The following is a 12,569-nucleotide window of genomic DNA, read 5'->3' as shown; positions in this document are numbered from 1 at the left end:
CATCATTGTCAGCCTGAGTAATATTCAGGAGCTCCTGGTGGTGTCTCGCGGGTCGACGATGCCGTTTCGTCAGCGCGAGATCGATCCCGTCGAAATCGGCGAGAAGCTTGGCGTTCGCTATTACGTCAGCGGTCACGTTCGCCGATCGGGCAAGCGATTCCGGTTTTCGGTCGAGCTGGTCGATGTTGCGACTGGCTCCGTGGTGTGGGCCGAGAAATACGACACGGACCTCGCGGACGTTTTCGAAGTCCAGGACGAGATCGCCATTGGTGTCGTTGAGAAGATCGCCGCCTATGTGCGTCGCGCAGAGATCAAGCGGGCGCTGCGAAAGCCGCCGAAGAGCCTCAATGCGTATGACTATCTCCTGCGGGCGCTTGAGCTGCTCTACAAATTCGATTTCGCGAGCTTCTCGCGCGCCAAAGGGCTGCTCGAGAAAGCCAGCGAGGAAGACCCCGAATACGCGGCGCCGTACGCGTTCGCTGCGAAGTGGCACAATTTCAAGATCGCGGAGGGGTGGTCGTCGGATTTCGATGCGGATTCGGCCGACGTGATCCGGCTGTCCAATTGTGCCATCGAAAGAGACCCGCAAAATGCTCTCGCGCTCGCGATACAGGGGCACGGCAAGAGCATGTTCTTTCGTGACTACGACAGCGGATTGGACCTGTGTGAGCGGGCTCTTGCCATATCCCCCAGCAATTCGTGGGCATGGGTGTTCGGGAGCGGGACCCCCGGGTTCATCGGCGATGCTTCAACCGGAATCGCCCGTGCGGAGCGCGCCATCCGGCTTTCACCACTTGGCCAACAGGCCTTTTTCAATTTCTGCCTGCTCGGCCAAAATCATTATCTGAACGGAACGTTTGACGATGCCATTCGCTGGTCGAAGAAGTCTTTGACCCTCAGCCCGCGTTTTGGAAACGCCGCGCGCGTCCTCGCCGCAAGCCTCGTCGCGGTTGGTCGCCTGGAGGAAGCGCGGCAGGTTTCGCAGCACCATAAGAACATCCTGCCCGGCTTCAGGGTATCGGACTATGCGCGCCGTTGTCCGTTCAAAGAGCCCCAGGGGTCTTTGTATGTCGAGCGATTAGGAGCAGCTGGGTTGCCGGATTGATGGGGCCAGGAGCCCGGTTCAAATTATTAGCCCCTCGATGGAGAGCACAATGCCTGGTGTTGCAGGAGGAGGCGGTGGTGGTGGCGGCGGCGGTGGTGGCGGCGGCGGCGGCGGTGGCGGTGGCGGCGGTGGTGGCGGAAACGGCGCAGTCAGCGGCGGTTACGTTGGTGGTGGAATTCCCCCGCGTCCTTTCCCGATCTTCGAGAGTTTCGTCGGAGTCCTGCCCGGTAGCTTGAATTACGGGGCGACATTCCCGCTGTCTGCCTGGCGCCCTGACTTTTTTGCCCAGATCGCATTGCTCGAATTTGCCAGGACCGATTGGCAAACCATCACTGTCGCCGGCCCGCCAACGGATCACGATGTCATTTTCGGGGAGATCGATGAACTGCTTGGGGCATCGATGGATCGTCGCAAGAGGTTGGCAGATGAGATCGTCGATCAGGACGTGAGGCTTGTCGGCTATTTTGCGCAGGTCCTCATGCTTTCGCCGTCGGCGCATCCAAATACGATCAAGATTCTGGAGATGGCCGATCATGTTGGACTGATGGTCGCCGTCTACTACAAGCTCAGGTTCAATCGCGGGCGGCCGCAACAGGTGTGTCCGGCGCTTTTCCCAATGGTCGCGTCGCCCTGGCACGCCTCCTATCCGAGCGGACATTCGCTGGAGAGTCATCTGATGGCACTGGCGCTGGGAGAGATTATCCCCGGTGCCAAGAGTGCACTGAGGGCGCTGGCCGCGCGGATCGGGAAGAATCGCGAGATCGCTGGCGTCCACTACCCGAGTGACACGGCTGCCGGGAAGGCCATTGCTGAAGCCGTGTTTCCGTACCTCCAGCAATGCAGCACCTTCCATGCGGTGACCGAGGCGGCAATACAAGAGCATTGAACAGTGCCTAATGCCGCAGCCGAGATCGCATCCTTGGATTTTGCAAGGATGCGCTCCGCACGGCCACAAGGAATTGAAGTTGGACCAATCGATCTCAACCACGAGGTATTGCAATGGGTATGGAAGAAATTTCCGTCATCGAAAGGACACGGATTCAGTTGGCGCCAGATTTCACGATGCAACATCAGTGTCACATCAATTGGTGCTGGGCAGCCGTCGCTTCCAGCATCTCGGGCTATTACGACGAGACCAGTACTTTCACGCAGTGCCGCATCGCCGACCTCGAATTGAACCGGCATGATTGCTGTGATTTCCCTTGCGGCACGCCGGGTCTGGAATTCGATGTGACGCATTCTCTCGGATCACCGCTCAATCGAGTCCGCTGCCTCGCCGTGTTGGCCCTCGACCAACGAGCGACACGAATGGAGGTGCAGCAGGAGATCAGTGCAGGGCGACCCATTTGTGTTCGCACGGTCTGGTCGGGAGACGAAGATGAGGAGGGACCGGCGCACTTCGTCGCGATCGTCGGATATCTGGAGGATACCGACAGCCTGGTCATTGAGGATCCCCTTTTCGGCCTAACACCAGAGATCCAGTTTAATCGATTTTGCTCAAACTATCAGGACGCCAAAGGTGTCTGGACGGACACTTACTTCACCAAGCCCCCGGTCTAGAACCTCGCCACCGCGAAAGGAGAGAAAAGATGGCAATTCATCCCAGCGATCCTCCGGCGGCTGCGGTCGTAGCTGTGAAGCGAGCGGTGGCCAGCCGGGTGGGCAACCCGAAATTCCCGCGATCAAGGCTTTCCACTGCCAACCGTGACGCGGTCTTCATTTCCCTGCCGCATCGCATTGCCTATCTGGCTTTTGGCAAGATCCGTCGCGCAGACAAACTCAGAGCGGCTGCGAAGCTAGGCAATTGGAGATTTCTTGTGATTGAAGCGAAGCGGCGCACCGCCGCTGATGATGGTGGAGGAGAGGAACAGGAGCCGATCGCTGCTGCGACAATCGTGAAGTCGGCAGCGACGACGTATGAGACGACGTATGAACTGGGTGACCTGAACGAAGGGCCGTTTGTGGCAGCGACGTCGGAGGCGATCCGTCGTGCCGAGAAGCTTCCTGAAGTTCGGGAAGGACGCTTCGAGGCTTTCCTGCTCACCGTGCCGGCGGTCCATGTGACAGCGCTCTGGCTGCAAGGTTATCAAGATTGTCATGGCGATGCGGACCTGCTGCTGACGTTACCGCCCTCGGACCAGGCCTTGGAGCCGTATCGGCCGATGGCGTCGGCTGCGTTCTTGGCTGTCGTGCAAGACCTCGCTCGGAAAGTAACTTCCGAATACGCGACGAGGGGGTGAGCGGGCAATGTCGGCGGGATGGAAAAGCTCGCAAGTGCGTTAAGCTCGCAAGGGCGTCAAAGTTGGCAAGTCCCGGCATGGGAGCACGCCTAGTCGGCCTGCTTCGGCCGCCGGGGAGCCTTTGACCGCTTCTGCGGAAAGTACGGGTTCACGGCGCAGCTCGCGGAGCGGCCGACGGCGAGAAATCTGCACTGTTCGAGCGAAGTGTAGCGGCAGTCGAAATAGCCGACCGGGCCGTAGATCTGCATGCAGACGGGATAGCTGGGATCGTAGGTCTGCGCGTGCGCCGGCACGCCCGAGAAGAGCAGGCCGGTGGCGACGAGCACGAAGCGGGCGCTGCGCATCTCAGCGCGGTGGGTAGTAGCCGGGTGAATAGCCCGGTGTCTGGGCGCGCGGACGATTCTGATAGGCGTAGGGATCGTCGCTCTGGCCCGTGAAATACGGATTCGCGATGCAGGTCAGCGCGCGGCCCGACGAGCTTGCCTGACACTGTGCGTAACTGTCGAACGTGCAATTGCTCAGCCCCGGCCATTCCTGGCCGGTCAGGCAGAACGCGTGATGCGTGCCGAATGCGCGTGCGGGCGTGCTTGCACTCAGCGTGAGCGCGAATGTGGCGATTGCGAGCGAAAATGTGGCGATAATGGGGAGGGCAATCTGTCTGCGCATCTCAATCTCCAATCACACAATCGTGCGTGCATCAGATGTCCAGGCACAGATGCAACATACGTCGTGTAGTCGACATTGGAACTCATGAAAACCCTTGTTTCAAAGGGTTTCGCGCGCGCGCTGCTAAACATTCATTAACGCAGCACAGCCCTTTGGCCCCGACTGTTGCGTCGGGGTTACAGCAATTCCGTCGAGCGCTGATATGACGGCCCTACGGCCCGGGGGCCTAACGACGAAACTGGAACGGGAATCAAATGAACAAGAATCTGTTGCTTGCTGCTGTGAGCCTTGTCGCGCTGAGCGCGACTGCGCCGGCGCTGGCTGCTGACCTCGCTGCGCGGCCTTACACCAAGGCGCCCGCGATGATCGCGACCGTCTATGACTGGAGCGGCTTCTACATCGGCATCAACGGCGGCGGCGGTTCGTCGCACGCGACCTGGGATTTCGTTGGCGTGGGCCGCGAAGGCTCGCACGATGCGACCGGCGGCACGGTCGGTGGTCAGATCGGCTATCGCTGGCAGTCCGGCCAGTGGGTGTTCGGTGTGGAAGGCCAGGGCAACTGGGCTGACTTCTCGGGCGACAACACCAGCGCGCTGTTCGCCACCCGCAACCGCACCAAGATCGATGCGTTCGGTCTGATCACCGGTCAGGTTGGCTACGCCTGGAACAACGTCCTGGTCTACGTCAAGGGCGGTGCGGCTGTGGTCAGCAACAAGTACGAGATCTCCAGCACGGCGGGCGCGCTGCTCTCCTCGTCCAGCGACAGCCGCTGGGGTGGCACGGTCGGTGCCGGCCTCGAGTACGGCTTCGCGCCGAACTGGTCGGTTGGCGTCGAGTACAACCACATCTTCCTGTCCGACAAGGACGTGACCTTCGCTGGCTTCGCCGGCTCGGAGCGCATCCGCCAGGACGTCGACATGGGTCTCGTCCGCCTGAACTACAAGTTCGGCGGCCCGATGATCGGTCGCTACTGAGACTGGTCGCTCATTTCGAGCGATCGTCGAAAAGCCCCGGCCTTGCGCCGGGGCTTTTTTGTTGCGTGAATTCAGCGAGTTAACCATCACTTTTCGAGAGAGCTCACACGGCTTGACTCTCAAGAACGAAATGAGAACAATGTTCTTCATACGTTCTGGTGATGGAGCAAGCCATGTTCAGGATTTTCGTGGAAGAAGCCGCCGCACTCGCCTCGATCTCGCTGTTCGTCGGGATGATCGCAATCTGGGCGCAGGTGATTCCGCAGCTCTAGGCCGCAGCTGGCCAGACCCCTTGGTCATGCCCTTGGGGAAAAGCGGGACGACGCGGCCGTTTCGTGGCTCCGGCGTGGACTCTGAAGCGGTGACGCCCCACCATTGTGAGGCGAGTCGGCTGGGTGGGCGGAAGATGTCCTCATGATCCCCCTGGAGCCGGCGACCGCTCCATCTCACTGCAAGAGGCCGTCACGCGACCATGCCGAGCGCCGGATTTGTCCACCTTCACGTTCACTCGGCCTATTCGCTGCTCAAGGGCTCGATCAAGATCGCCAAGCTCGCCGAGCTTGCGAAGAAAGACCACCAGCCCGCACTGGCGCTGACTGACACCGACAACATGTTCGGCGCGCTGGAGTTCTCCGACAAGATGGCGGGCTCCGGCATCCAGCCGATCGTCGGCTGCGAGCTCGCGATCGATTTCGGCGACCAGGATCCCAACGCGCGCAACGCGCTGCTGCCGTCGCGTGTGGTGCTGCTGGCGGCCCAGGAGCGCGGCTATCRCAGCCTGATGCGGCTGAACTCGCGCGCGTTCCTCGAATCGCCTGACAGCCACGCGCCGTTCATCAAGTTCGATTGGTTCGACGGTGAGACCGAAGGCTTGATCGCACTCACGGGCGGCCCTGACGGGCCGATCTCGCTCGCGCTTGCCAGCGGGCAGGCCGAAATTGCGGCGACGCGCTGCGAGCGTCTCGCCGGCCTGTTCGGCGATCGCCTCTATGTCGAATTGCAGCGCCACAACATCGACAAGGAGCGCCGCGTCGAAAGCGGGCTGATCGACATCGCCTACGCAAAAGGCCTGCCGCTGGTTGCGACCAACGAGCCGTATTTCGCTTCGAACGACGATTACGAGGCGCACGATGCGCTGCTCTGCATTGCCGGCGGGCGGCTGATCGCCGAGACCGATCGCGTTCAGCTCACACCCGATCACCGCTTCAAGACCCGCGCCGAGATGGCAGTGCTGTTCGCCGACATTCCGGAGGCGCTGGCCTCGACGGTGGAGATCGCCGAGCGCTGCTCGTTCCGCCCGATGACGCGCAAGCCGATCCTGCCGTTCTTCACCGTCGGCGCCGCCGCAAGCTCCGACGCCGCGTCGGTCGAGGCGGCCGAGCTGAAGCGGCAGGCGGAGGAGGGGCTCGCCAACCGCCTGCGCGTGCACGGCCTGTCGCAGGGCACCACGGAAGAGGACTACAGCAAGCGCCTGGCGTTCGAGCTCGACGTCATTATGCGCATGAAGTACGCGGGCTACTTCCTGATCGTGTCGGACTTCATCAAATGGGCGAAGGGCCAAGGGATTCCGGTCGGACCGGGGCGCGGTTCGGGCGCCGGCTCTCTGGTCGCCTGGGCGCTGACCATCACCGACCTCGACCCGATCAAGTTCGGCCTGCTGTTCGAACGCTTCCTCAATCCGGAACGCGTCTCGATGCCGGACTTCGACATCGATTTCTGCCAGGACCGCCGCGGCGAGGTGATCAGGTATGTCCAGGAGCGCTACGGTCGCGACCAGGTCGCGCAGATCATCACCTTCGGTACGCTGCAGGCGCGCGGCGTGCTGCGCGACGTCGGCCGGGTGCTGCAGATGCCCTATGGCCAGGTCGACAAGCTGACCAAGCTGGTGCCGCAGAATCCGGCCGCGCCGGTGACGTTGGCCACCGCGATCGAGAGCGAGCCGAAGCTTCAGGCGTTCCGCGATGAAGATCCGGTGGTGGCGCGCGCCTTCGACATTGCGCAGCGCCTCGAAGGCCTGACCCGCCACGCCTCGACGCACGCGGCCGGCATCGTGATCGGCGATCGCCCCTTGAGCGAACTCGTGCCGATGTACCGCGATCCCAAGTCGGACATGCCGGTGACCCAGTTCAACATGAAATGGGTCGAGCCGGCCGGGCTCGTGAAGTTCGACTTCCTCGGCCTGAAGACGCTGACCGTGCTCGACGTCGCGGTGAAGCTCCTGAAGCCGCGCAACATCGACATCGATCTCGCGACGCTGCCGATCGACGATGCCGAAAGCTACCAGATGCTGGCGCGGGGCGAGGTGGTCGGCGTGTTCCAGGTTGAAAGCCAGGGCATGCGGCGCGCGCTGGTCGACATGCGCCCCGACCGTTTCGAGGACATCATCGCGCTGGTCGCGCTCTATCGCCCGGGCCCGATGGCGAACATCCCGACCTATTGCTCGCGCAAGCACGGCGACGAGGAGCCGGAATATCTGCATCCGGTGCTGGAGCCGATCCTGAAGGAGACCTTCGGCGTCATCATCTACCAGGAACAGGTGATGCAGATCGCGCAGGTCATGTCGGGCTATTCGCTCGGCGACGCCGACCTGCTGCGCCGCGCCATGGGCAAGAAGATCCGCGCCGAGATGGACAAGCAGCGCGACATCTTCGTCGCCGGCGCGGTCAAGAACGGCGTGCCGAAGGGGCAGGCCGAGACCATCTTCGAGCTGCTCGCAAAGTTCGCCGACTACGGCTTCAACAAGAGCCACGCGGCGGCCTATGCGCTGGTGTCCTACCACACCGCCTATATGAAGGCGCATTACCCGGTGGAGTTCATCGCGGCGTCGATGACGCTCGATCTCAATAACACCGACAAGCTCTCCGAATTCCGTTCCGAGGCGCAGCGCCTCGGCATCAAGGTCGAGCCGCCGAACATCAACCGCTCAGGCCCGACCTTCGAGGTCGGTGACAAGACGATCTACTACGCGCTCGCCGCGCTCAAGGGCGTCGGCATCCAGGCGATCGAGCAGATCATCGAGGAGCGGACCAGGCGAGGGCTGTTCACCTCGCTCGCCGACTTCGCCGCGCGGGTCAATCCGCGCGCGATCAACAAGCGCATCATCGAAAGCCTCGCCGCTGCCGGCGCCTTCGACACGCTGGAGCCGAACAGGGCGCGGGTTTTTGCCGGCGCGGACTCGATCCTGGCCGCCTGCCAGCGTGCGCATCAGGCCGAGACCATCGGCCAGAACGACATGTTCGGCATGTCGGCGGACGCGCCGACCATCATGCTGCCGCAGATCGAGCCCTGGCTGCCGGCCGAGCGGTTGCGCCGCGAATATGACGCGATCGGATTCTTCCTGTCGGGCCATCCGCTCGACGATTACGCGATGGTCCTGAAGCGCCTGCGGGTGCAGAGCTGGGCCGAGTTCTCGCGTGCGGTGAAGACCGGCGCCACCGCCGGCAAGGTCGCGGCCACCGTGGTGTCGCGCATGGAGCGGCGCACCAAGACCGGCAACAAGATGGGCATCATGGGGCTGTCTGATCCCACGGGCCATTTCGAGGCGGTGCTGTTCTCCGAGGGCCTCGCGCAATACCGCGATGTGCTCGAGCCGGGCGCCGCCGTGCTGCTCCAGTTGGGCGCGGAATTGCAGGGCGAGGACGTCCGTGCCCGCGTGCTGCATGCCGAGCCGCTCGATGACGCCGCCGCCAAGACGCAGAAGGGCCTGCGCATCTTCGTGCGCGACACCAAGCCGCTGGAGTCGATCGCCAAGCGACTGGCCGGACCCGATATGGCGGCCTCGAACGGCGCCGCGCCAAAAGTCGGCAGTCCCGGCATCGCGCCGCGCTCGAACGGCGACGGCGAGGTCTCGCTGGTGATGATGCTCGACCTCGAGACCGAGGTCGAGATGAAGCTTCCCGGCCGCTTCAAGGTCTCGCCGCAGATCGCCGGCGCGATCAAGGCGGTCGCGGGCGTCGTGGACGTGCAGCAGCTCTAAAGCACGATGAGATCCGGAAGAATCGTCATCGCGCTTGGGATCGGCGTTAGCGTATGATCTCACCACAAACGCGTGCCGCGTTTGTGGTGAGTGAGAATTGCTGCCCTTTTCCGGATCATGCTTTAGTAGCCGATCTCGAATATATGCAGGTGGGCGCAGCTCTGTGCGGTTGTTGCGCGTGAGGCGAGCGATCGCTTCGGCTTTGCAACATGGTTCGCGTTGCAGCAATCATCAGTTGCATCATTTATCATTGGTGATTTCTTYACATCGATGCACCTATCATCGCGACGCTTCCATTCGTCCACTGTACCTGGGGAAACGTCACATGTGCGACAAGTGCTCTGAATCTCTGCATCGAGACATCGCGCCGTCGCGGCGATCCGCGATGCTGTTTGGCGCCGCTGCGTTCGGCATGGCCTTCGCCGGCGGAGCTTTCGCGAGCGGCGCCTTGGCAAAGGAGGCCAAGCAGCCACCCAAGCCGCAGAACGTGTTGTCGCCCGACGCATCGCTGAAGCGGCTGATGGAGGGCAATGCGCGCTATGTCGACGGTGTGGCGCGGCGCCACGATTTCAAGCACGAGCGCGAGGCGCTGGCCGGTGGACAGAATCCGTTCGCGGCGGTTCTGAGCTGCGCCGATTCGCGCATCGCGCCGGAATATGCCTTCGACAGCGGCCGCGGGGATCTCTTCGTCTGCCGCGTCGCCGGAAATTTTGCCGGCACCGAAACCATTGCCAGCATGGAATATGCGGTGGCCGTGCTCAACGCACCGCTGATCCTGGTGCTTGGCCATGATGCCTGCGGCGCGGTCGATGCGACGCTGAAGGCAATCAAGGACAACACGTCGCCGCCGGGCCACATTCCCTCGCTGGTCGATGCGATCGCGCCCGCCGCAAAGGCTGCGATGCAGCAGGGCGGGGACGTGCTCAACAAGGCGATCCGGCAGAACGTGATCGACAACGTCGCGAAGCTGAAATCGGCCGCGCCGATCCTCAATGCGGCCGTGGAGCAGGGCAAGCTGAAGGTCGTCGGTGGCATCTACCGGCTCACCACGGGAACAGTCGATCTGATCGCGCAGGGCTGAGCGAGGTTCGCGCCACAGCGCGGTCGCGAGGCTTACGCGGGCCTGACGCAGGGGTTTGACGGGGCGGGGGCGCCATGCCGCCGCCTCAATCCGCGCTTTTCGTTCAAGAGCCATTCAGCCGGCCGCGCGTCTCATGTACGGTGGCAGCTCAACAACGATAGCGGGCAAGCAAGCCATGCGTGGGACCTACAAGGCCTTCATCTGTTTTCTCTTGCCGATCCTGGCGTTCGCTGCGGCCGCGCCCGATCCGGCGCGCGCGCAGCAGCAGGAAAAGCGCATCGCGCTCGTGGTCGGCAACGGCGCCTACGCCAAGTCGCCGCTGGCGACGACCGCGAACGATGCCGGCCTGATCGCGCAGACACTGCAAGCGGCGGGCTTCGACGTGGTCGGCGCGCGCGATCTCGACGGCGACACGCTGCGCAAGAGTCTTCGCGATTTCATCCAGAAGGCGCAGGCCTCGGGCCCCGGCACCGTCGCGATGATCTATCTTGCCGGCTACGGCGTGCAGCTCGCGGGCGAGAACTATTTCATCCCGGTCGATTCCAACATCACCCGCGACACCGACATTCCGACCGAAGGCCTGCGGATCAGCGACTACGCCCGCCAGCTCGCTTCTGTTCCGCTCAAGGCCAACATCGTCGTGCTCGACGCGGCGCGCGCGCAGCCCTTCATCGAGGGCGGCCAGCAGATCGCGAGCGGACTGGCGCTGGTCGAGCCGGATCCGAACATGCTGATCGCCTTCAACGCCGCGCCCGGCACGGTCGCGCCGGAAGAGCCCGGCCCGTACGGTATTTATGCGCAATCGCTGGCGGAGATGATCCGTACCGGCGGCCTGCCGCTCGCCGAGGTGTTCGACCGCGTCCGTCTGCGCGTCAACGAGGCCAGCAAGGGCGCGCAGGTGCCCTGGAACGAGGCGAAGATATCGGCGCCCTTCTCGTTCTTCGAGCGCGGGCCCGATGCGCCGCCGCCGGAGGCCGCGCCCGACCAGGTTGCCGCGTTCCGCAACAAGCCGATCCGCGATCTCGGCGTGCAGGACGCCTATGCGGCCGCGCTCGAGCGCGACACGCTGCCGGCCTATGAAGAGTTTCTCGCGGCCTATCCGGGTGACCCGCTGTCGAAGCGCGTGATGGCGATCGTCGCGGCGCGCCGCGAGGCGATCACCTGGCGGCGGACCTACCGGAACGATACGCCTGAGGCCTATTGGTCCTATCTGCGCCGCTATCCGCGCGGGCCGCACGCGGCCGATGCGCGCCGGCGTCTGGCGATTCTCACCGCGCCGCCCGAGCCACCGCCGACCTTCGCGATGATCGACTATGACGTGCCGCCCCCGCCGCCGGAGGAGGTGGTCTATGTCGACCGTCCCGTGCTGTACTTCAGCGACCCTGATTTTGGCTTCGCGCCGCCACCGCCGCCGCCGGTCTATTATCTGCCGCCGCCGCCGCCGGATTTCGTCGTGCTCGAGCCACCGCTGCCCGTTGTCGGCCTGTTCGTGCTGCCGCAGCCGATGTTCGTGCCGATCCCGGTGTTCGTCAGGCCGCCGATCTATGTCGCGCCGCCGCCGAACAACATCGTCTTCAACAACATCCATAACACCACGGTCATCAACACCGTGATCAACCGGCCGCCCGCCCCGCCCGTGGGAGCGGGAGGAGGGACCGGGCCTGGCAATCTGAGGCCGGCGATTGCCGACCGCGCCAACCCGGTAGCGCCAATGTTGCCGCAAGCCGCTACGCAGCGCGCCGCGCTGATCCAGCAGGGCAAGGCGCCGATGCCGCCGAGCGCGACGGTCCAGCCGACGGCGAGGCCGGGGATACCTCCAGGGACGCCGGCCAATGTCGCGCCGACCGGCACGCCCCCCGCCGCACCGCCGACCAGGCTGCCACAGACCAACACGCTGCCGGTTCCCGGCGCCCAAGGCGGGCCGCCAGCGCCGCCGGCCGGGGCAGGGACGTCGCCTGGCGGCAGGCCCTTGGCGCCGACGGCAAATGCACCCGGTGCGCCCCCGCCGACGCATCCGGGGGCGCCGACCACGGCTGCGCCCGGCACAACGCTGCCGTCCCATCCTGGCGCGCCAACGGCCGGCACTCCGACGACCGTTGCGCCCACCGCGAACCCGGCTGCGCCCGGCCAACCGCCGAAGCCGCCGGTTGCTCAGACCCCGCCCAGTGGCGCGCCCGCTGGCGGCAAGTCTGCAACCCGCGAGCCGGCTGTCGCGCCGCCAACTGCTGCGGGCACACCGCCCGGCACGCCCTCGGGCGCCACGGGCAAGCCGGTCACGCCGCCGCCCTCGACCGCGCGCGAGCTGGTCAAACCGCAGAACTTGCCCGCGACCCCTCCAGCGCAGGCCGCCCGGCCGTCGCCGTCAGCTCCAGCATCGCGGCCGCAGGCCGTGGCGAGGCCGACGCCGCCCGTCGCTCGTCCGGCATCGCCGCCGCATGTCGCATCGCCTCCGCCGGCCCGCGCGGCTCCGCCTGTGGCGGTTGCACGGCCGGCGCCTCCGCCCATGGCCCGGCCTGCACCTCCACCC

Annotated in this window: 9 protein-coding genes and 1 pseudogene; 8 read left to right on the top strand and 2 right to left on the bottom strand. The window is 64.3% G+C overall.

What is annotated here, in order from left to right; all coding sequences use genetic code 11:
* The 4 genes and pseudogenes from AB4Z51_RS41660 to AB4Z51_RS41645 all read left to right on the top strand — a co-directional run.
* A pseudogene (locus AB4Z51_RS41660) lies at window positions 1-1,105 on the top strand (adenylate/guanylate cyclase domain-containing protein); the annotation flags it as partial.
* A 49-nt stretch (window positions 1,106-1,154) separates the two neighbouring features.
* Entirely contained in the window at window positions 1,155-1,991 is an 837-nt protein-coding gene (locus AB4Z51_RS41655) for a phosphatase PAP2 family protein (RefSeq protein WP_441499468.1), read from the top strand.
* A gap of 113 nt (window positions 1,992-2,104) precedes the next feature.
* The gene (locus AB4Z51_RS41650; protein WP_135213822.1) at window positions 2,105-2,665 is read left to right on the top strand and encodes a papain-like cysteine protease family protein; all 561 of its coding nucleotides are present in this window, start codon (window positions 2,105-2,107) and stop codon (window positions 2,663-2,665) included.
* Window positions 2,666-2,694: 29 nt separating this feature from the next.
* Complete coding sequence (locus AB4Z51_RS41645) at window positions 2,695-3,345, top strand: hypothetical protein (RefSeq protein WP_135213821.1); 651 nt, start codon at window positions 2,695-2,697, stop codon at window positions 3,343-3,345.
* An 89-nt stretch (window positions 3,346-3,434) separates the two neighbouring features.
* Here the strand turns inward: AB4Z51_RS41645 and AB4Z51_RS41640 are convergent, their stop codons facing one another.
* Together AB4Z51_RS41640 and AB4Z51_RS41635 are read right to left on the bottom strand one after the other, a co-directional pair.
* Window positions 3,435-3,689 (bottom strand): DUF3551 domain-containing protein, encoded by a 255-nt coding sequence (locus AB4Z51_RS41640; RefSeq protein WP_135213820.1) that lies wholly within the window; start codon window positions 3,687-3,689, stop codon window positions 3,435-3,437.
* A 1-nt stretch (window position 3,690) separates the two neighbouring features.
* The gene (locus tag AB4Z51_RS41635) at window positions 3,691-4,011 is read right to left on the bottom strand and encodes a DUF3551 domain-containing protein (protein ID WP_135213819.1); all 321 of its coding nucleotides are present in this window, start codon (window positions 4,009-4,011) and stop codon (window positions 3,691-3,693) included.
* A gap of 254 nt (window positions 4,012-4,265) precedes the next feature.
* Here AB4Z51_RS41635 and AB4Z51_RS41630 point away from each other — a divergent pair, with 254 nt between their 5' ends.
* From AB4Z51_RS41630 to AB4Z51_RS41615, 4 genes are all read left to right on the top strand, one after another.
* Entirely contained in the window at window positions 4,266-4,985 is a 720-nt protein-coding gene (locus AB4Z51_RS41630) for an outer membrane protein (RefSeq protein ID WP_063983028.1), read from the top strand.
* A 472-nt stretch (window positions 4,986-5,457) separates the two neighbouring features.
* Window positions 5,458-8,961: a DNA polymerase III subunit alpha gene (gene dnaE, locus AB4Z51_RS41625; RefSeq protein ID WP_441499467.1), complete on the top strand. Its 3,504-nt coding sequence runs from the start codon at window positions 5,458-5,460 to the stop codon at window positions 8,959-8,961.
* A gap of 325 nt (window positions 8,962-9,286) precedes the next feature.
* Complete coding sequence (locus tag AB4Z51_RS41620; protein ID WP_135213817.1) at window positions 9,287-10,042, top strand: carbonic anhydrase; 756 nt, start codon at window positions 9,287-9,289, stop codon at window positions 10,040-10,042.
* Window positions 10,043-10,217: 175 nt separating this feature from the next.
* On the top strand, window positions 10,218-12,569 hold a 2,352-nt coding region (locus tag AB4Z51_RS41615; RefSeq protein WP_441499466.1), incomplete at its 3' end, for a caspase family protein.

This window comes from Bradyrhizobium sp. 2TAF36 (assembly GCF_052114925.1).
In the GTDB taxonomy this organism is placed as follows: Bacteria; Pseudomonadota; Alphaproteobacteria; order Rhizobiales; family Xanthobacteraceae; genus Bradyrhizobium; species Bradyrhizobium barranii.
This window is presented reverse-complemented; position numbering and strand designations above follow the sequence as displayed.

Coding starts and splice junctions, on each gene's coding strand:
- AB4Z51_RS41645 (WP_135213821.1), top strand. CDS start 2,695: ATGGCAATTCATCCCAGCGATCCTCCGGCGGCTGCGGTCGTAGCTGTG.
- AB4Z51_RS41620 (WP_135213817.1), top strand. CDS start 9,287: ATGTGCGACAAGTGCTCTGAATCTCTGCATCGAGACATCGCGCCGTCG.
- AB4Z51_RS41640 (WP_135213820.1), bottom strand. CDS start 3,689: ATGCGCAGCGCCCGCTTCGTGCTCGTCGCCACCGGCCTGCTCTTCTCG.
- AB4Z51_RS41635 (WP_135213819.1), bottom strand. CDS start 4,011: ATGCGCAGACAGATTGCCCTCCCCATTATCGCCACATTTTCGCTCGCA.
- AB4Z51_RS41630 (WP_063983028.1), top strand. CDS start 4,266: ATGAACAAGAATCTGTTGCTTGCTGCTGTGAGCCTTGTCGCGCTGAGC.
- AB4Z51_RS41655 (WP_441499468.1), top strand. CDS start 1,155: ATGCCTGGTGTTGCAGGAGGAGGCGGTGGTGGTGGCGGCGGCGGTGGT.
- AB4Z51_RS41650 (WP_135213822.1), top strand. CDS start 2,105: ATGGGTATGGAAGAAATTTCCGTCATCGAAAGGACACGGATTCAGTTG.